Source organism: Protofrankia sp. Cj5 (assembly GCF_917627405.1).
In the GTDB taxonomy this organism is placed as follows: domain Bacteria; phylum Actinomycetota; class Actinomycetes; order Frankiales; family Frankiaceae; genus Protofrankia.
In genome coordinates this window covers 18,682-36,946 of record NZ_CAKJTO010000050.1, presented here as the reverse complement: position 1 = coordinate 36,946, position 18,265 = coordinate 18,682, and the positions used below count along the sequence as shown (strand labels likewise).

Sequence of the window (18,265 nt, the reverse complement as noted above, 5' to 3'; positions counted from 1 at the left end):
TCGTCGGCGCCGGCTACATCAGGCTGGCAACGGCCCTGGGTTCTCCCCCGCCGCCGTCCGGCGCGGTCCAACGTCACCCCACCCGGTTCATTCGTGGGTGGCGTCATTGGGCGGCCGGTTGTCCGCCCTGTGGCCTCAGATCTCGCCACCGAGACCAGCGCCGATTGTTGAGCACGGCGCTGCTCCACCCGCCCGCGTGGCCATTCCCTGTCGGGTGCGGGGTCGATGCACCCGCCACGCACCGGCGAAGCGGTCAGCGTTCCTTCGCTTGCCCGACCTCAACCGGTTCCACGGTCGTGTCTGCCGGCATGATACGGAGAAGATCGTCGATCTCGTCGCGCGATCCGTGGGCCTGCGTCATCGCGAAGATCCTCGCACCCGGCAAGCGACGGGACTTGAGCTGCAGCAGCGTAAGACTCTGTTCACCCTCGACGACAATGTCGGCCGGCCGATCACCCGCCGCGTGGGATGCTGGTAGCTGTTCGACCAACGGCCGAGCGTTGGCGAGGGCAGCGAGCACAGTCGAGTCAAAGACGAACGCGAAGCCGCGAGCGGCGGCCGTTGTCGCTGCCTTGGCGACCTGAACGATCTCGACGGCTCCATTGGCGACGTGAAGGTCAAAAGTCAGACCGGTGGCCTTGCTGAGCTTCGCCAGTGTTTCGAGCCTTGGCTGTGTCTCGGCGATCTCCAGGCGCGCGATAGCGGGCTGCTTGAGGCCAACCTGCTCGGCGAGAGCCCGCTGTGTGAGACCGTGTTCGACCCGGTATGCGATCACCTGGTTGGCGACCTTCCGGGAGAACGCCAGCGCGTCCCACTCCTCGCGGAACTCCGGGTCCTGGCGGTGCTCTTCGATGACCTGGTCGAGGGGCTTGAGCTCCGACAACTTCATCAGTCCTCCTTCAGGTCGTTGAGCCGTTCCACGGCCACGGCGACTGCCCGCCTGTACTTCCGCTTGTCGTGGTGTCCGATGGCACCAACGATGACGAGCTTTGCCCCCATCCGCCGGTAGAAAGCCCGCCACGGGCTATTGCCACCTCGGGGACGTAGCTCCCACAGGCGGTCGGCGTCCACGACGGCACTGGTGTGTGGGAACGGTAGATCCGTACCGCGTTCTCGCAGCTTGTCGAGGGCGCTGTCGATCGCCGCGCGCTCGTTGGCAGGGAGCTTGGCCAACTCGTCGGCCGCATCGGGGTGGACCAAGACATCCCAGGGCATGCAACCATGATAACGACTACGTTATTACCGTTACCTTGGGACCTCAACCCCTGCTGGCACGGCTAGCGTCGTGAGACCGCCCACGCGGCCGGCCGCGTGGGTGGACGGGTCGTCACACGGGCGACATCCGACGATCGGCCGGCGGTGCTCCTCCCAGTAGCGGGCATCCTCACGCCGCGCCCGCTCCGACAGCGAACCGTCGAGTACCGCGGTGCTCTGTCGGTCGGGAGCGCGCTGCGCCGGAACCGCCGCCGCCTCGGCCTGGGAGGCTGCAGCGGTCCCGGCCCAACCGTGCCGCGATCTGTGGACCCGATATTCCCTCGGCAATCCGACGAGCCGCATTCCGATGCCACGGTGGCGTGCCAGTGGCCGTGGCCGTTCGCCGACCGCTCCAGCAGATCCATCCGGACGCACCGGACACGGCGGACACGGCGGGCTGAAAGCGGCGGTTACGCCGCTACTCCGCGCGGAGGACGAGGCCGTGCGCGTTGAAGAAGAAACCGCCAGGCGTGAGGATCGCCGTGCCCGCGCCGGGGACCTGACGCTCGCCAGCCTCCCCCCGCAGCTGCAGGACGGCTTCACGGATGTGCCCCGCGCCCTGCGTCCCACCTTCGGACAGGCTGCCGCCATGGGTGTTGACGGGAACCCTCCCATGGATCACCAAACTGTTCGTCTTGTCATCCCAGTTGTCGCGGATGAACGCGCCGGCCTCACCCGGCCCACACAGCCCGATGGCCTCCAGCCAGGACAACGTGATGAACGAGAAACCGTCGTAGGGGTAGTAGACGTCCATGTCATCAAGCCATAGATCACTGCGTGCCCGCAGCGTCTCGACCGTCACCCGCTGGCCGTGGTTGCGCAGCCCCGGGGTCTGGTCCTCCTCGTTGCGGTCGATGACACCAGCCGTCGCCGCGTGGATGAGGACGGGCCGGCCTGGCAGGTCACGGGCACGCTCGGCGGTCGTGATGACAAAGGCGACAGCGCCGTCGATCGGGACATCCATGTCGAGCAGGGACAGCGGCCAACGGATCATCCGGGCGGCCAGGTAGTCGTCCATGCCGATCGGGCTCCGCATGACCGCGTTCGGATTCCGCCCGGCATTGGACCGGGAGTTGACGGCGACGAGCCCGAAGTCCTCCCGGGAGGCGCCATACTCGTACAGATACCGGCTCGCCCACGCGGTGTAACCGACCGAGCCCCACACATCCTCCGGTGCGGGCGAGACACCCCCGGTGATCGACAGCATCCGCCGGAACGGATCCTTGGCCGCGGCCCGCGACGCCCAGGGCAGCCGGTAGAACGTGTGGTAGGCGATCACGGTGTTGCAGGCACCGGAGTACACGGCGTTCATCGCTTCCAGGATCACCTGGACGAAGGAGCCCTCCTGGGGCGGGCTCGTCCACCACGTGGTCTCGGGGATGCCGAGCGCCGACTGGACCTTGTAGGCAATCGGGACCGCGCCGGCGATGCCGTCGATGTCGGCGGCGGTCAGCCCCGCGTCCTCGATCGCCCGCGTGCACGCTTCGGCACACAGCGAGAGCTGGGAGCGTTCGCCCGAGTCACGGGAGAACGCGGTGGCGCCCGTGCCGGCGAAGGCCACCTTGTCCTTGACGGGATACCGCGTCATCGTCCAGGTCTCCTGATGATCGTCTCGGGCAGGTCAGGCAGCGGCGGGCGCGAAGGCGGGGAAGGGGTTGCCGTCACGCTCGATCCAGGTGAGTGTCACCGGCAGCCCGATACGCAGGGTTTCGCGGTCGGCGTTCACGATCGTCGTGGAGAACCGCAGGCCCTCCTGCTCGGCGAGCTCGACCACCGCGACCGGGTGCGGCGTCGCGTAGTCGACGCCCGCGGCCGGCGGGCCCTGATGCAGAAAGATCAGTAGGTGGATGACGCCCTCGCCCGACACCTCGGTCGCGGTGATGTCGCGCGACCAGCACGACGGGCAGATCGGCCGCGGCGGCTGGTGCCACCTGCCGCAGGCGTTACAACGATTGACCAGCAGCTTCCGTTCGAGCAGGCCCTGGTAGAAGTACTTGTTGTCATGATCTACAGCAGTCCGGGGGTAGCGTTCCAGGACCTCAGCGTCGCTGATCCCACTCAACACGGTCTCCTTCACGCCGTCGCACGGCGGGTCCGCGGTGCGGCACGCCCGGACCGTACCTGATATAGATATATTCTGTAACCGTATCGGACGCACACGCCAGTCCCCACGAGGGCCGTCGCACTCTCCGGTCGCCGCGTGTGGACGCTCGAGGATTCGATCATCCTGGGAGATCCACATGGCAGAGGCCGCGCGACTGCCCGACTACGACGAATTCGGGTTCTTCGAGGAGAACGCCCGGGATGCGGGCCTGGCCTGGGCCGGCCCCCCACGGGTACGCCGGGAGAACGTCGATGTGGACGGCGAACGGATCAGCGCCCTGGTCTGGGGTGATGGCCCCGCCGAGCTGGTGTTCCTGCATGGCGGGGCGCAGAACGCCCACACCTGGGACACCGTCGCCCTCGCGCTCGGCCGCCCGCTGGTGGCCTTCGACCTGCCTGGTCACGGCCACTCCGGCAAACGGCCGGACGGCGACTACTGGCCGGTCCGCAACGCCGACATCCTCGCCAGCGCCATCGCCGAGCTCGCGCCACGAGCCGCGGGCGTGGTCGGCATGTCCCTCGGCGGACTCACCGGCATCCGCCTCGCGTCCGCCTACTCGCAGCTTGTCCGCCGGCTTGTGGTCGTCGACGTAACGCCGGGCGTGACGCTGGCGAAGAGCGCCCCGATCGCGGCGTTCGTCAACGGCCCGGAGTCCTTCGCCTCCTTCGAGGAGATCCTGGAACGGACGGTCCGCCACAACCCGACCCGGTCGGTCAGCTCCCTGCGGCGCGGCATCCTGCACAACGCTCACCCGCTCCCGGACGGCCGCTGGGCCTGGCGATACGACCGGCTGATCCCCACCGGCGGCATGCTGGACTTCAGGCCGCGCTGGGATGACCTCTCGGCGCTGCCGGCGCCGGTGATGCTCGTGCTGGGATCGGCCTCCGGCGTTGTCACTGAGGACGACGTGGTCGAGTTCCGCCGCCGCCAGCCCACGGCCCGCGTCGAGACCGTGCCGGGCGCGGGGCACTCCGTCCAAGGTGACCGCCCGGTCGAGCTGGCCCGTCTCATCAGCGACTTCGTCTTCGGCGCCACCGATGCCAGCCGCTGACCCTGGCCGCCGCCACCCACCACCGGGGCGGCTCCCTCCGCCGCCTCCCGATGCACGCACCCCGGCTCCGCTCCCTGATCGAACGCCCTATTGCCGGAGCCTCTTATACGACCGATACAAGCTGTTAGATTGTTCACCTAATTAATCACCCGCAGAGGAGCGCCCCACCACCCTTCCCCGCAGCGGGAACCAGGACGGAGCACGGGAGTTCTCGTGCCGGTGTGGCCCGTGGCCTTGGAGAGCTGTATTGATGATCCTCGATGGTTTGACAGTGCTCGAGCTGGGCGCCGGCAGTATCGCCAGCTCCCTGGCGGGGATGATCCTCGCCGATAACGGGGCCCGGGTGCTCAAGGTCGAGCCACCCGAGGGCGACCGTCTGCGCACCCAGTCACCAGCCGGTTTCCTGGTCTGGAACCGGGGCAAGGAAAGCCTCGTCGCTGACCTGCGCACCGCCGCGGGCCGGGCCGAGGCCGCCACCCTCGCGGCCCACGCCGACGTGCTGATCGAGAGCTTCGAACCCGGCGTCGCTGACAGCTGGGAGCTAGGCTGGGAAACCCTGCACGCGGCCAACCCGTCGTTGGTCTACTGCTCGGTCAACGGCTTCGGCTCCACCGGCCGGTACGCGCGGTTGAAGGGCTACGAGGGCGTCGTGGCGGCGAAGGCCGGAGCGTTCGCCCGGGGGCAGTTCGGCTTCCGGCCAGGACCGATCTTCACCGCCGCGTCGATGGCGAGCACGGGCGCCGCGCACATGGCCGTCAGCGGTGTTCTGGCGGCCCTGGTCGTCCGCGAGCGGACCGGGCGCGGGCAGCGCGTCGAGGCCACCCTGGTGCAGGGCCTCAACCCGGTGGACTACTTCGGGACGATGCACTGGCAGTACGCGAAGAACACCGGCAGCCAGCCGCAGGTCATCCTCAACCCCCGCGGCGGGGCGCTGGCCGCCACCCGGTACGGCCTGACGATGGCGACCAAGGACGGCCGCTTCATCATCAGCAACCCGCAGCTGCCCCATCAGGCGCGGGCGCTCACCAGCGTCCTCGGTCTCGAGAGCACCCATACCGACCCGCTCTTCGCGCATGCCCCGCAGTTCAGGACCCCGCAGGACGCGCAGCAGTGGGAGGACCTCCTCAGCGAGACCCTGCGGAGGAAGACGCTGGCGGAGTGGGTACCGCTGCTGGAGGCCAACGCCGACGTCCCGTTCGAGGTTGCCGCAACCTGTGAGGAGGGCCTCGACCACCCGCAGATCGTCCACAACGGCGACTCCATCGTGGTCACCCATCCCGAACACGGCCCGATCCGTCAGGTGGGCCCGGTCGCGGCCTTCAGCAGGTCACCGTCACGGATTGACCGCGCCGCCCCCGCGCTCGGCGTCCACAACGGCCCGTTCACCGGCCCCTGGGCGCCCGCGGCCGCAACCGGACCCGCCCCGGCCCATCCGCTCGCCGGGGTGACCATCGTCGAATTCGGCTACTTCTTCGCCATGCCCTTCGGTGTCACCCTGGCCGCCGCCCTGGGTGCGCGCGTCATCAAGGTCGAGGGCCTCACCGGCGACCCGATGCGCAGCTCCTTCGGGGTGAAGGAGAGCGGCGGCGTGCGGACGATGGCGGGCAAGGAGAGCATCGCCGTCGACGTGTCGACAGACGAGGGCAGAAAGATCTTCTATGCGCTCATCGAGAAGGCCGACGTCTTCGCGCTCAGCTTCCGGCCAGGGGTGGCCGAACGCCTGAAGATTGACTACGCCACGCTTTCCGCGATCAACCCGAAACTGGTGTATCTGCACGCCACCGGATACGGCGTCAGCGGGCCCTACAGCTCCCGTGCGCTGTACGCCGATTCGGCGAGTGCCGTGGCCGGGAGCCTGCACAAGCAGGCCTCGTACTGGCTCGATCCCGACCTCGTCAGCGGTTTCGACCTGGCCGAGCTGCAGGCCATCGTCCAGCCGCGGCTGCGCGGTCTCACCGACGGGGACTCGAACGCCGCGCTCGCGGTCTTCTCGGCTCTCCTACTGGCGATCATGCACCAGCGGCGGACGGGTGAAGGACAGTTCGTCGCCACCTCGATGATCTGCGGGAACGCCTACGCCTACTCGGACGACTTCAACGCCTACGCGGGCAAGCCGCCGGCTCCCGCGCTCGATGCGGAGCAGCATGGCTACCATGCTCTTTACCGCCTCTACCGGGCGTCGTCCGGCTGGGTGTTCCTGGCCGCGCCGACCCAGCGGGAATGGGAGACGCTGGTTGGCGGGATCAAGCGCCCGGACCTGCTGGAGGACGCCCGCTTCGCCACGGTGGACAGCCGGTTGGACAACGACGAGGAGCTTGCCTCGATCCTTGCGGATGTGTTCACCGCTGACACCGCGCAGGCGTGGGAGGACCTCCTCGTCCCCGCGGGGCTCGCCTGCGTGACCGTCTTCGAAGGCGGTGTCTCCGCGTTCACCTGCACTGACGAGACCATGGTGGAGACCGGGCTGGTGGTGGAGGTCGACCATCCGCTCTTCGGCCGGATCCGGGTACACGGCCTGCCCGTGGCGTTGTCGGAAACCCCGGGCCGCATCAGCCGCAGCTGTCTGCTTGGTGAGCAGACCGAGGCGCTGCTGACCGAGTTCGGTTACGACGCGGAGGCCATCGCCGCCCTGACGGACGCGAAGATTGTCGCGGGCGCTGATATTCCCTCGTGACGCAGGCGAGACATCCGACGGGCGGCGTGACGGATCCAGCGGTCGCGCCGCCCGTGCCCGCGCGGGCACAGCTGACCGCACGCACCGGCACCGGCTGACCGGCTGACCGGCTGACCGGCTGACCGGCTGACCGGCTGACCGGCCGCAGGTAAACCGCTACGGGTGCGTTGGCGGGCCAGCATCGGTGTGACGGGTGCCGGGCGGGTCGACCGCCCAGGTCGTCGTCTCGCCCCAACCGTCCTCGAAGACCATGTCCCGCAGCGGCTGGCGGCGAACAGGGCCGTGCCGCCCCTGCGGCCGGCCGAGCGCGATCGTCCCGGCGATGAAAACCCCGTCGGGGATCTCCAGCAACCGGCGGAGGTCCGGCTCCACGAGCCGGTGCCAGCCGGTGAGCACGCCGCCATAGCCCAGCGCCCGCGCGGCCAGCAGCAGGTTCTGGCAGGCCGGGTAGATCGACCCGCCTTCCGCCGGGTTCGGCTCGCGGTAACGGACCAGGCATGGAAGCACGATGACCGGCACGCTTTCGAAGGTCTCCACGAAATGCGCCATGGCCGCGGCCATCCGCGCCTTCGGCGTGTCGGGACGCGTACCGCTGCCGCGGTCGTAACCGTCTGAGACGACCTTTCTCGTCCACTGCGCTCGGGCTCCCCGGCCGATCAGGGCTCGGGCCGCCAGCGCGCGCGGGCCGTCACGCAGCACAAGGAAGCGGAAGGGCTGGCGGTTCGAACCGCTGGGCGCGCGGGATGCCGCGAACAACATGGTGGCGAGCGCGTCCTCACTGACCGGCTCCGGGCGGAACCGGCGGATGGCCCTGGTGGTGGCGATTCCCTCAAGCAGGCCGACAGTCTCTTCGGATGGGATCATGGCGCGACCGCTCCAGCGGGCGGCGGAACCTGATCCCGCGGGCGGGCGCTGGCGGTCACGAGCACGAGGAGCTCGAGAAGCATCGAAGCCGTCACGCCCCAGACGCTGCCTCTCGAAAGATCAAAAAAAGGAACCGCGAAGCCGCCGCGCGGACCGGTCCACCATTCTTCACGGTACACACCGTCCGCCATCAGCCCAGCGAGCGCAACGTCGAAGACATCCTCGACCTCGCTGTGGTTGACGCGCGGAACCGGCCGGGCCGCGAGCGCGCCCACCACCGGGGTGATCTGGAACCTCGTCAGCTCAGCGGTGTGCCCGCCCAGCTCACCGAGCAGGTCGACGCCCGTGGACGGGAGGCCGATCTCCTCCCAGGACTCCCGCAACGCAGCCTGGCGCGGTGCCTCACCCGCGTCGCACACCCCACCGGGGAAGGCGATCTCGCCCCGGTGGGTCCTGACCGCGCTGGAACGCTCGATCAGGACGACACGGGTTTCGCCCGCCTCCTCGAACAGCGTCAGCAGGACCGCCGCCGCCCGGATACCCGGCCGTTGCGGTACGCGAGGTGGGTCTTCCCGCTGGCGGAAGGCACGCCGGATGGTGCCGATACCGATCCCCTGGCGCCTCGCCATGGGCAGATCGGCCCACGGCGACGGCGTGTCAAGACGGCTACGGGGACCCGAGAAGACGTCCCCGTACGGTGGCCGCCCGCCGGTCGGCTCTCCCGCAACGGAACGACTATGATCAATCCTGACGGAATCCGGACCGACGCGCCCGGTTGCCGTGGCCGGGTGGCCGGTTTCCCCGGCGGTCACGCCTTCTCGAAGAGCTTCTCCGCGTTGCCACGCAGGATCTTGCGCTGCTGCTCCGGTGTGAGTGACGTGACCAGCTGGGCGAAGTCGGCGGGGTCGGCCAGCCCTTCCGCGTGCGGGAAGTCCGAACCCATGACCAGGCAGTCAACATCTGGAAGATCTCTAACGATCTTGGCGATGTTGTCCTCCGGATAGGGAGCGACCCGGATGTGACGCTGGAAAATCGCGCTGGGACGCTCGGTGAGACGCCCGCCGATCCACGGCCCGTTGCGGCCCATCCCCCGGCTCTTGTCCATGTGCTCGATGAAATGCGGTACCCACGAAGCCCCGAACTCGGCGACGAGCACCATCAGGTTGGGGAAGCGTCCGAAGATGTTGTCGTAGATCAGTGCCGACAACGTGTCCTCGATAGGCCGCTCGCCATAGAGGTTGTTCCACTGCCACGCCGACATATGCCATGCCGCAGGGAAGGCGTCATAGCCCCAGGCGGGTGCGATGTGCTCGTTGTACCAGTTCTCCATGATGTGGAAGGCGACGGTCACGCCGGCCTCGTTGAGGCGGGCCCAGATCGGGTCGAAGTAGGGGTCACCGGGCGAGCGGCCGTTCACCGGACCGGTCGGCAGCAGCACGACCCTGGCGCCCCGGGCGAGGACGTCGTCCAGCTCCGCGACAGCGAGGTCCAGGTCGCGCAGTGACAGCAGCGCCGGGCCGTAGATGCGGTCCTTGTACGCGAAGCCCCAGTTCTCCTCGAACCAGCGGTTGAAAGCGTGCACATTGGCATAGGCCGCGGGCACGTTCTTCACGTAGTTCTCGACCGACAGGGCCATCGCGGACGGGAAGACGACGGCCCGGTCCACCCCCTGGGCGTCCATCAGTTTCAGGCGCACGTCGCGGTCGAGGTACTCCGGACGCATGGGCTCGGGCTCGTAGGTCTCGTCCGGGTTACCGGACGCCATCTGGCGCAGCATCTCCTTGAGGGATCCCGGCCGGTAAGCCAGGTCGAAGCCGAGGCCCTGTTCCGAATTGAAGGTCGCGACCCGGTCCGCAGCCATGATCTTTTCCACGCCGCCCTCGAACCTGATCGGCCGGACCGCGTGCTCGGACCACTCCGCCGGAAGGTACCTCGTGAAGGCATCCCTGGTCTCGTAGCAGTGCGTATCGCAGTCAAACAGGCCAAAGTCGAGCCCTGCCATCGGAGTCTCCTCGCATCCATCCTCGCGACTCTACGAACCATTCAGTCTAATTAGCATACTAGTAGTCCTGATCGCAGGCCAGCGACCATGCCCTCACGGCGACCGCTTCCCGGCAGGGCCCGCCACAGTGCCGCGGGTGCCGACCGCTACCACCGCTACCACCGCTACCACCGCTACCACCGCGCGACATCCAGAGTCGACCTCCGGGGCCAGCCCCGCGACAGAGCCAGCCCCTTGCACTAGGATGCGTTAATTAGGTTATATGTTTCGATGAGCCAGACCCTGGATTCCGGAACCCCGACCGGAAGAGCTCCATCGGCTCCGCCGGCCGGACTCCCAGACAACGCGCCGACCAGATGACGACGGAGCGCTGTCAACCTGGGCGGACGGCCGCGGACGTGCCCCGGAGGTGACCTTGCGACACGCGATCCGCATGCCCGATCACCCACCGTCGCGCGCGACCACCCGCGCCCTGGGTAGCGAGGACCATGCCCACCGGGCGGAGGGCGGGGACACCGAGGCCCAGCGAGGGACGCGCCGAGATCACAAAAAGATCACCGACCGCCCCTCGGCAGCCGCCACCCGCGAGTGGACCCCTCGATGACACCGTAAAAGCTTGTTTGTATATATGATTTGGGGCAAAGGTCTATGAGTATCGGGATGTTGCTCGATATGGCCGCGACGGCCTTCGGTGACCGGGTGGCGTTGGGAGGGCGCGGCGACGGCATCACGTTCGAACACCTGGTCCGGGTATCAGCCGGCGGCGCCACGCTGCTGCGCTCCTCCGGCGCCGAGCGGGTCGCGTACCTCGGCGGCAACAGCACGGCCTTCCCCGCTGTCCTGTTCGCGGCGGCAACGGCCGGGATGCCGTTCGTCCCGCTGAACTACCGTCTCGGCGAAGACCAGCTGGACGGGCTGCTGGGCGAATTACACGGCCCGGTCGTCGTCTGCGACGAGGCCTACCAGGACGTGGTGGCCAGAAGTGGTCTGAAGGTCCACCGCAGTGAGGAGTGGCTGGCCACCGCGGCGCTCGCGGAGCCGTCCGAGCCGGTGGATGTCGATGATGACGCGCCGGCGGTCCTGCTGTTCACCAGCGGGACGACGTCCAAGCCGAAAGCGGTTGTGCTGCGGCACTCCAACCTCGTCTCCTACGTCCTGCAGACCGTCGAGTTCGGCTCCGCGGAGCCGGCCGAGGCGGCACTGACCAGCGTTCCTCCGTATCACATCGCCGGTGTCGGGACCGTGCTGACGAACATCTACTCCGGCCGCCGTCTCGTCTACCTGCCGAATTTCTCCGCGGGCGCCTGGCTGCGCCTGGTGGCCGCGGAGCAGGTGACCAGCGCCATGGTCGTACCGACGATGCTGGCCCGCATCGTCGAGGAGCTCGCCGGTGCGCGGGCAGCGACACCGACGCTGCGCTCGATCGCCTACGGCGGCGCCCGGATGCCGCGTCCGGTCCTGGAGAAGGCACTCGCCGCATTTCCAGACGCCGGCTTCGTCAACGCCTACGGGCTCACCGAGACGAGTTCGACGATCGCGATCCTCAGCCCAGATGATCACCGTACGGCACTCCTGTCGCCCGACCCGGCGGTGGCGGCCCGGCTGTCCTCCGCGGGTCGTCTCGTTCCCGGGGTGGAGGGCGAGATCCGCGACTCGGCCGGCGCGCCCACCGGTCCCGGCGAAGTCGGCGAGCTGTGGGTGCGCGGCGGCCAGATCTCCGGGGAGTACCTGGGGCTGGGATCCGTCCTCGACGCCGACGGCTGGTTTCCCACCAGGGACAGGGCCTGCCTTGACACCGGCGGGTACCTGTTCATCGAGGGCAGGGCGGACGACACCATCATCCGCGGGGGCGAGAACATCGCGCCGGCCGAGATCGAGGACGTGCTGATCCACCACCCGGCGGTGAAGGAGGTCGCCGTCATCGGCCTGCCCGACATCGAATGGGGCGAGCGCCTGACGGCCGTTGTCGTCCCGGCGGCGCATGCGACGCCGGAACCCGATGACCTGCGCGCCTGGGTTCGGGCCAGGCTTCGCGGCTCACGCACCCCCGATGAGGTCATCTTCCGCGACGGCCTTCCCTACACGCCCACGGGCAAGCTCCTGCGCCGTCAGCTGGTCGCCGAGATCGGCAGTCCCACGACATACGAGAGGACGTGAGCACAGCAATGCGGCTCAAGACAGGTCTGCGGCTGCGGAGCCAGGTCTGCGCCACGGAAGTGATCGTGGTCCGGCCCGGCTCCAGCGAGATCGACCTGACCTGCGGCGGTCATCCAATGATCGGATCCAAGGAGACCCCCGCCGACGGCCTGGACCTCAAACCCGAACTTGCCAGCGGGACCTTGCTGGGCAAGCGTTACACCGACAAGGACAATGAGATCGAGATTCTCGTCACCAAGGCGGGGGCGGGCAGCATCGCCGACGGGCTGGCCCCGCTGCTGCTCAAGGAGGCCAAACCACTTCCCTCCAGCGACTGACCCAGGCGAACAGCGCCGTTCCCTGGGCAGGAGCTCCCCGGTCGGGGGCTGTCCGGCGCTTTCGACGATCGCGCTGGGCATCCCCCGGCCGTCGGGATCCCACCCCCGCGAGGTCCCACCCCGCGAGGGCCTACAACCGCGCGCGGTCCAGCGTCGCGCGCAGCGCGTCCATCAGGATCCGTCCAGCGACGGCCGGCCCCTGGGCGAGGATCTCGGCGCTGAGGACCTCGACCCCGATCGGTGCCCGCACCTGAGCGTCGTCGAGGATGCTGAGGAAGCCGGTCAGGTCGAAACCGCCCACGCCAGGCAGCAGCCGGTGCTGGATGTCCTCGAGCGGCGGGCCCACCGGTGTCACGGCGGCATCGCTGAGCTGCACCGCGAACACCCGGTCGGCGGGTATTCGGCGTAGCAGCTCCGCGTCACCAGCGCCGGGGCCTCGGTTGTGGTGCCAGGCGTCCACGAGGATCCCGGCGTTGCGCCGGTCGGCACGGTGTGCGATCTCCCACGCCGTCCCGATGTCACTGATCGTTGCCCAGGCCACCGCCTCCAGCGCGACGTCAAGCCCGTGGTCGGCGGCACGGTCGCACAGGCCCGCGAACTTCTCCGCGGCCTCATCCAGCTCGACCACATCCCCGAAGTGGGTCGCCACCAGTGTCTTCGCCCCCAGCGACCCACCCGCCTGGAGATACTCGGCCTCGGTGAGGACCTGGTCCAGAAAGGCGGGCTGATCAACCGGGGGTGGCGTGAGCCAGTCACCGACCGCTTCTATCTCGGTCAGGACAAGGCCGTTGTCATCCAACATGGCCCTGATATCGGAGTCGGACAGCCCCTCGCGGGTGCGGGCCCGGCGCAGCGAACGGCCGAGGATCGAGATCCCGTCGAAACCCGCTGCTGAGGCCGCGGTGACGACATCGCGGAAACTCAACGGCGCCACCGAGACATTGCAGAGTACGAGCTCGCTGTCCGCGGCTGCGGTAACGGCGGACCGCTCCCCGGTCACAGGCCGGCCAGCACGTCGGCGTAACGCGCACGGGCCTGCTCCTCAAGGGCGATCAGGTGGCTGGTCGGGAAGAGGCCGTCTGTCGGCTTGTGCCGCTTGAGCACCTCACGAGCAAGAGTGATCTTGTGCACCTCCGTCGGGCCGTCGGCGATGCCGACGGTGTAGCCGGCGACGAGCATGTCGAAAAACGGCATCTCCTTGGTCAGGCCCAACGAACCGTGCAGCTGCAGGGCTCTGGAGGTGACATCGAGCAGTACCTTCGGCATGGCCGCCTTGATGGCGGCGATGTCACCGCGGACCTGCCGGTAGTCCTGGCATTCGTCGATCAGCCAGGCGGTCCGCAGGACCAGCAGCCGGAACTGCTCGATCTGGATCCAGGTGTCGGCGATAGCCTCCTGCACCAGCTGCTTGCGCGCGAGAACCTCACCTTGGGTGAAGCGGGACAGCGCCCGCTCGCACATCATGTCGAAGGCCCACTTCACCAGGCCGACGGTGCGCATGGCGTGGTGAATACGGCCGCCACCGAGCCGGACCTGCGCGACCTCGAAACCGCCGCCCCGCGCACCGAGCAGATTCGCGCGGGGTACCCGCACGTTCTCATACGAGATGTAGCCCTCAGTGCCTCCACCGGCCTCCTCATCGATGAGCTCGACATGGCGGATGAACCGGATACCGGGCGTGTCCGTGGGGACGATGAACATCGACTGCTGCCGGTACGGGGAGGCTTCCGGATCGGTCACCGCGACGACGATCAGGAAGGAGGCAAAACGGGCGTTCGAGGAGAACCACTTCTCTCCGTTGATCACCCATTCGTCACCGTCCAGTACCGCTCGGGTCCGAAAAACCTTCGGGTCGGCACCACCCTGCGGCTCGGTCATGGAGAAACACGAGACGATCTCGTTACGCAGCAGCGGCTCGAGGTATCTCGCCTTATGTTCGTCCGTGCCGAAGTGCGCGAGGATCTCGCTGTTGCCCGAGTCCGGGGCCTGGCACCCGAAGACGCTCGGCGCGCAGCGCGAACGGCCGAGGATCTCGTTGAGCAGGGCGAGTTTGAGCTGGCCGTAGCCGGGGCCACCGAGTTCCGGGCCGAGGTGGCAGGCCCACAGGCCCTGCGCGCGGACCTTCTCCTGCAGTGGTGGGATGAGCGCGGCACGGATGGGGTCGGTGAGATCGTAGGGCTGGCGGACCAGCCGGTCGACGGGCTCGACCTCTGTACGGACGAAGTCGTCGGCCCAGTCGAGGAGCTGCTGGTACTCGGGATCCGTCTGAAAACCCCACATCGGTGGCTCCTGTCGCTGTCTGGTTATGCGCTCGGTGAGGCCACGGCTCCCGCCGGACCATGGTGAACGCCGAGTTCCGGCCTGCGACGAAGCTGCACCTAATCGTTATATGTTTTATATTTAAAATGAAGCATGCCCGCAACCACGGCAAGCCTGCGGAACAACCTGCCACCAGCAGGAACGCTCGACAACAGAAACGTGGATCAAGGAACGGGGTCGGGGTGGATGGATCGCGAGACGGCGGAGGGAGTCACCCTGGTGGTGAGTAACGACCGACGAGCCGGGGTACCCGCGCATCCCGCGGCGATGGATGGGGAGCGATGCCGCGAGGCGCGTGTCCCAGCCCCGCGATGCCGTGTCCCTGTTGCCGGGCGCCCGCACGGCGCACTCGCCGGATGAGGGACGACGGACCGCGTTGGACGGGCTCGGACTTCCAGCTGCCGCCCAGGGCTGACGGTGAGGTGGCGCTGTGTGGCGCCTGCTCCCGCAAGGGACACTGCCGCCTGGGGATGGTCCGCGAACGTCTCGGCGACGACGGGGTGCTGCGGGCGCATGTGACCTGTTCGGCCGAGAACGAAGGCGGCCCGAACGTCGCCCACGGCGGGTGGACGGCTGGGATCATGGATGAGGTGCTGGGCCACCTCCCCATGCACACGGGGATACTGGCTGTCACCGCCGCCCTTGAAATCACCTTCATCCGGCCGGTGCCGGTGGGCCGTGACCTGGTGGCGTCATCCTGGCTCGACCGGCGTGCGGGCCAGCGCCTGTACGTGATCGGTGAGCTGCGGCTGGCGGCCACGAACGCGGAGCTCGCCGCGGCCAAGGGCGTCTTCGTGGCGCGCGACCGCACACACTTCGACCGTCAGCAGGCCTGGCTCGCCCAGCAGGACGCCGACAGCGCCAGCGGGACGCGGCCAGCGGCGGGCAGCACCTCGACACCACCAGATCGGGAGGCGGGCCCGACCGGGAACCAGCCGACAAACCCCACACACTGATCCACGCCCCTGCTGCCGGGCACGCTAACCAGGCACGGGCCGCCCCGAGCGCCGGCCGGACAATCTCGCTTCCAGATAGATCGCCAGTCTGGTCACCAGATAGTTGATGAGGATGAAGATAGCGGCGAGGAGCAGATAGGTCTGGATCGGGTTGTGCAGGGTCTGGACGGTGATCAGGCCACGGCGCAGCAGTTCCTCATAGGAGATGAAAGCGCCGAGCGAGGTGTCCTTGATAATCACAACAAGCTGGCTGAGCAACGCTGGCAGCATCGAACGGAAGGCCTGCGGGAGCAGAATGACCCGCAGCGTCTGGCCGCGGGTCAGGCCCAGCGCCGACGCGGCCTCCGTCTGCCCCTTCGGTACCGCAAGGACACCCGCTCGGACGATCTCGGAGATAACCACGGAATTGTAGGCCGTCAGACCGATCACGATATACCACAGCAGCGGTAGTCTGACTCCATAGGCTGGCAGAACCTGCGCGGCGAAAAAGACCGCGATGACCACGGGGACACCGCGCAGCAGCTCGACCGCCCCGACGACAGCCCAGCGGTACCACCGCGCGGCGGAGATCCTGGACATCGCGATGAGGACCCCGAACACCAGGGAGAAGACCGCGGCCAGGGCGGCGGCTGTCAACGTGTGCAGCAGGCCGCCGCCGAGCAGGCGCCACACATCCGGGAAGTCCTTGTCGCCCGGGTTGAACAGCGGGCTCCATTTGCCGCTGTTGAACTGGCCGTTCGCCGCCAGCCGACGTATGACCAGCGCTCCGAGCCCGATCAGGGCAAGGGCGGCGACGGCGCTGGCGATGGCTATACGCCGACGCCCGCGAGGCCCCGGGACATCGTGAAGAACCGAGCCGCTCACCGGGCCACCCTGAACCGTTTCTCCGCCGCCAACAGAAGCAGACCGGCGGGGATGATGATAATCAGATATCCGAGCACGACGCCGGCGTAGACCGGCAACGCGGGTTCGCCCCGCGCGCCGTTCAGTGTGTTCGCGACGCTGTAGAGCTCGCCACCGACCCCGAACGCACCGACGATCGCGGAGTTCTTCACCATCGCGATCGCGACATTGCCCAGCGGGGGGATGACCGCCCGGATCGCCTGCGGAAGAATCACCAACCGCAACGACTGGCTGAAGGTCAGGCCGATCGAGCGGGCAGCCTCGGCCTGACCTGTGTCAACCGCACCAATTCCGCTGCGTACCGCCTCACAGACAAACGCGGCTGTGTAGATGGTGAGCCCAGCGGCCCCGAATATGAAGTAGGAGCCGTTGACGCCCACCTCCGGCAGGCCGAAAGCGAAGGCGAACAGGACGATCGTAAGAGGACAGTTGCGGACCAACGTGACATAGGCGGTGCCCACCGCGCGCAGTGGTGGTACCGGCGACACCCGGAATCCCGCCAGCACGATCCCGAGCACCAGCGCCGCCACGGCGACCAGGGCGCAGATCTTCAATGTTCCCAACAGACCATCGGCATACAGGCCCAGGTTGTCGGTGATGACGCCCATGGTGGCTCCCGGGGTATGTCAGTTCCGGAGAGGTCCTGACGGGGTGCGGTGCTTAGATCACGAACAGGCGGTGAGCGCGGGCAGGGACGGCGTGGCCCTGGCGACCTTGCCCGCGGTGGATTCCCAGGCCCTGGCATAGCGTCCGTCCGCCGACGCCGCGGTCAGCTGCGAGTCGATGAACTGGCAGAAAGCGACGTCGCCCTTTTTGATGCCGATGCCGTAGGGCTCGGTGGTGAAGGGTTTGCCAACGAGCTTGAAGGCACCCCCGCCGGCATCGATAAGACCCAGCAGGATGACGTTGTCAGTGGTGACGGCATCGACCTGACCGGTACGCAACGCGTCCGCGCACTTGGAGTAGACGTCGAAGAGCACGATCTTGGAACCGTCGACATAATCCTTGATTTTTTCGGCTGGCGTCGACCCGGAGACGGAACAGACCTTCGCGTTCGCGGCGCGTAGCGATTCCGGTCCGGTGATCGTGGTGTTGTCTTTTTTCACCATGAGGTCCTGACCGGCCTGGTAGTACGGCCCGGCGAAGCTGACGAGCTGCTTGCGCTTGTCATTGATCGTGTAAGTGGCGACGACGAAGTCGACCTTGCCCTGCTGAATCGCCCCCTCGCGCTGGGCCGACGGCGTCTCAACGAAGGTGATGTCGTCCTGCTTGATCCCCAGCCCGGCGGATATGATTTTTGCAATTTCCACGTCAAATCCGGCGACCTTGCTGTCCAGGCCTTTCAGGCCGAACAGGGGCTGGTCGAACTTGGTACCGACGGTGATCTTCCCGGCCGCGGCGAGCCTCGCCATCGTGGTATTGGCCGGGAAGGTTGGTTTGCTCTGGGCACTGGCAGGTGTACCGGTTGTGCTGCCGCTGCTTCCGCAGCTGCTGATGGCGAGCACGACAGCGCCAGCGAGCGTGACCGTCACGAACCGTCGCCGACGTGGGCGCGGCCGGAGCTGATGCTGCTCGATCAGAAAGCGTGGGAACCGCATGGTCGTCCTCCGTGGAGATACGTCAGCTACAGAAGAGGCCGGGATGGCCGGGATGGCCGGAAGGGG

Annotated in this window: 17 protein-coding genes; 5 read left to right on the top strand and 12 right to left on the bottom strand. The window is 67.8% G+C overall.

The genetic code is table 11. The features are described 5' to 3' along the window. Nucleotides 1-253: 253 nt before the first annotated feature. From MJ777_RS12840 to MJ777_RS12825, 4 genes are all read right to left on the bottom strand, one after another. Entirely contained in the window at nt 254-889 is a 636-nt protein-coding gene (locus tag MJ777_RS12840) for a helix-turn-helix transcriptional regulator (protein ID WP_239309426.1), read from the bottom strand. After that, nucleotides 889-1,215 (bottom strand): type II toxin-antitoxin system RelE/ParE family toxin, encoded by a 327-nt coding sequence (locus tag MJ777_RS12835; RefSeq protein ID WP_239309424.1) that lies wholly within the window; start codon nt 1,213-1,215, stop codon nt 889-891. The genes MJ777_RS12840 and MJ777_RS12835 overlap by 1 nt, the downstream gene beginning before the upstream one ends. 457 nt (nt 1,216-1,672) lie before the next feature. After that, complete coding sequence (locus MJ777_RS12830) at nt 1,673-2,842, bottom strand: thiolase family protein (protein WP_239376327.1); 1,170 nt, start codon at nt 2,840-2,842, stop codon at nt 1,673-1,675. Between the two features lie 33 nt (nt 2,843-2,875). Further along, nucleotides 2,876-3,319 carry a Zn-ribbon domain-containing OB-fold protein gene (locus MJ777_RS12825; RefSeq protein ID WP_239309429.1) on the bottom strand — a complete coding sequence of 148 codons (444 nt, stop codon included), beginning with the start codon at nt 3,317-3,319 and terminating at the stop codon, nt 2,876-2,878. 175 nt (nt 3,320-3,494) lie between these two features. On the opposite strand from MJ777_RS12825, the gene MJ777_RS12820 reads away from it, so the two are divergent. Beyond that, nucleotides 3,495-4,409, top strand: coding sequence for an alpha/beta fold hydrolase (locus tag MJ777_RS12820; protein WP_239309421.1), 915 nt, complete (start codon nt 3,495-3,497; stop codon nt 4,407-4,409). Nucleotides 4,410-4,659: 250 nt separating this feature from the next. Further along, nucleotides 4,660-7,083, top strand: coding sequence for a CaiB/BaiF CoA-transferase family protein (locus tag MJ777_RS12815; protein WP_239376325.1), 2,424 nt, complete (start codon nt 4,660-4,662; stop codon nt 7,081-7,083). A gap of 156 nt (nt 7,084-7,239) precedes the next feature. On the opposite strand, the gene MJ777_RS12810 is transcribed toward MJ777_RS12815, so the two are convergent. The 3 genes from MJ777_RS12810 to MJ777_RS12800 are packed head-to-tail and all read right to left on the bottom strand — an operon-like array spanning nt 7,240 to nt 9,949. Further along, complete coding sequence (locus MJ777_RS12810) at nt 7,240-7,947, bottom strand: nitroreductase family protein (RefSeq protein WP_239309417.1); 708 nt, start codon at nt 7,945-7,947, stop codon at nt 7,240-7,242. Then, nucleotides 7,944-8,759, bottom strand: a complete 816-nt coding sequence (locus tag MJ777_RS12805) for a CoA pyrophosphatase (RefSeq protein WP_239309415.1) — start codon at nt 8,757-8,759, stop codon at nt 7,944-7,946. Before MJ777_RS12805 ends, MJ777_RS12810 begins: the two co-directional genes overlap by 4 nt. Next, nucleotides 8,756-9,949 (bottom strand): amidohydrolase family protein, encoded by a 1,194-nt coding sequence (locus tag MJ777_RS12800; protein ID WP_239309413.1) that lies wholly within the window; start codon nt 9,947-9,949, stop codon nt 8,756-8,758. The genes MJ777_RS12805 and MJ777_RS12800 overlap by 4 nt, the downstream gene beginning before the upstream one ends. Before the next feature lie 648 nt (nt 9,950-10,597). Here MJ777_RS12800 and MJ777_RS12795 point away from each other — a divergent pair. Together MJ777_RS12795 and MJ777_RS12790 are read left to right on the top strand one after the other, a co-directional pair. Then, a complete protein-coding gene (locus MJ777_RS12795) occupies nt 10,598-12,106 on the top strand; it encodes a class I adenylate-forming enzyme family protein (RefSeq protein WP_239376323.1) in 1,509 nt (502 codons plus the stop codon). 8 nt (nt 12,107-12,114) lie between these two features. Further along, complete coding sequence (locus MJ777_RS12790; RefSeq protein WP_370652715.1) at nt 12,115-12,423, top strand: hypothetical protein; 309 nt, start codon at nt 12,115-12,117, stop codon at nt 12,421-12,423. Nucleotides 12,424-12,553: 130 nt separating this feature from the next. Here the strand turns inward: MJ777_RS12790 and MJ777_RS12785 are convergent, their stop codons facing one another. After that, nucleotides 12,554-13,423, bottom strand: coding sequence for a sugar phosphate isomerase/epimerase (locus MJ777_RS12785; protein WP_239309408.1), 870 nt, complete (start codon nt 13,421-13,423; stop codon nt 12,554-12,556). Next, a complete protein-coding gene (locus MJ777_RS12780) occupies nt 13,420-14,703 on the bottom strand; it encodes an acyl-CoA dehydrogenase family protein (RefSeq protein ID WP_239309406.1) in 1,284 nt (427 codons plus the stop codon). The genes MJ777_RS12785 and MJ777_RS12780 overlap by 4 nt, the downstream gene beginning before the upstream one ends. 395 nt (nt 14,704-15,098) lie before the next feature. Here MJ777_RS12780 and MJ777_RS12775 point away from each other — a divergent pair, with 395 nt between their 5' ends. Further along, the gene (locus MJ777_RS12775; RefSeq protein ID WP_239309404.1) at nt 15,099-15,698 is read left to right on the top strand and encodes a PaaI family thioesterase; all 600 of its coding nucleotides are present in this window, start codon (nt 15,099-15,101) and stop codon (nt 15,696-15,698) included. A gap of 24 nt (nt 15,699-15,722) precedes the next feature. Here MJ777_RS12775 and MJ777_RS12770 read toward each other — a convergent pair whose 3' ends face one another. Genes MJ777_RS12770 through MJ777_RS12760 form a run of 3 tightly spaced genes read right to left on the bottom strand, consistent with a single transcriptional unit; the run spans nt 15,723 to nt 18,199 of the window. Continuing rightward, nucleotides 15,723-16,562 (bottom strand): amino acid ABC transporter permease, encoded by an 840-nt coding sequence (locus MJ777_RS12770; protein WP_239309403.1) that lies wholly within the window; start codon nt 16,560-16,562, stop codon nt 15,723-15,725. Further along, nucleotides 16,559-17,209: an amino acid ABC transporter permease gene (locus tag MJ777_RS12765; protein WP_239309402.1), complete on the bottom strand. Its 651-nt coding sequence runs from the start codon at nt 17,207-17,209 to the stop codon at nt 16,559-16,561. Before MJ777_RS12765 ends, MJ777_RS12770 begins: the two co-directional genes overlap by 4 nt. A 57-nt stretch (nt 17,210-17,266) precedes the next feature. Then, complete coding sequence (locus MJ777_RS12760; RefSeq protein WP_239376321.1) at nt 17,267-18,199, bottom strand: glutamate ABC transporter substrate-binding protein; 933 nt, start codon at nt 18,197-18,199, stop codon at nt 17,267-17,269. Nucleotides 18,200-18,265 lie beyond the last annotated feature (66 nt).

Coding starts and splice junctions, on each gene's coding strand:
- MJ777_RS12840 (WP_239309426.1), bottom strand. CDS start 889: ATGAAGTTGTCGGAGCTCAAGCCCCTCGACCAGGTCATCGAAGAGCAC.
- MJ777_RS12835 (WP_239309424.1), bottom strand. CDS start 1,215: ATGCCCTGGGATGTCTTGGTCCACCCCGATGCGGCCGACGAGTTGGCC.
- MJ777_RS12830 (WP_239376327.1), bottom strand. CDS start 2,842: ATGACGCGGTATCCCGTCAAGGACAAGGTGGCCTTCGCCGGCACGGGC.
- MJ777_RS12820 (WP_239309421.1), top strand. CDS start 3,495: ATGGCAGAGGCCGCGCGACTGCCCGACTACGACGAATTCGGGTTCTTC.
- MJ777_RS12815 (WP_239376325.1), top strand. CDS start 4,660: ATGATCCTCGATGGTTTGACAGTGCTCGAGCTGGGCGCCGGCAGTATC.
- MJ777_RS12810 (WP_239309417.1), bottom strand. CDS start 7,947: ATGATCCCATCCGAAGAGACTGTCGGCCTGCTTGAGGGAATCGCCACC.
- MJ777_RS12800 (WP_239309413.1), bottom strand. CDS start 9,949: ATGGCAGGGCTCGACTTTGGCCTGTTTGACTGCGATACGCACTGCTAC.
- MJ777_RS12795 (WP_239376323.1), top strand. CDS start 10,598: ATGAGTATCGGGATGTTGCTCGATATGGCCGCGACGGCCTTCGGTGAC.
- MJ777_RS12790 (WP_370652715.1), top strand. CDS start 12,115: ATGCGGCTCAAGACAGGTCTGCGGCTGCGGAGCCAGGTCTGCGCCACG.
- MJ777_RS12780 (WP_239309406.1), bottom strand. CDS start 14,703: ATGTGGGGTTTTCAGACGGATCCCGAGTACCAGCAGCTCCTCGACTGG.
- MJ777_RS12775 (WP_239309404.1), top strand. CDS start 15,099: ATGAGGGACGACGGACCGCGTTGGACGGGCTCGGACTTCCAGCTGCCG.
- MJ777_RS12765 (WP_239309402.1), bottom strand. CDS start 17,209: ATGGGCGTCATCACCGACAACCTGGGCCTGTATGCCGATGGTCTGTTG.
- MJ777_RS12760 (WP_239376321.1), bottom strand. CDS start 18,199: ATGCGGTTCCCACGCTTTCTGATCGAGCAGCATCAGCTCCGGCCGCGC.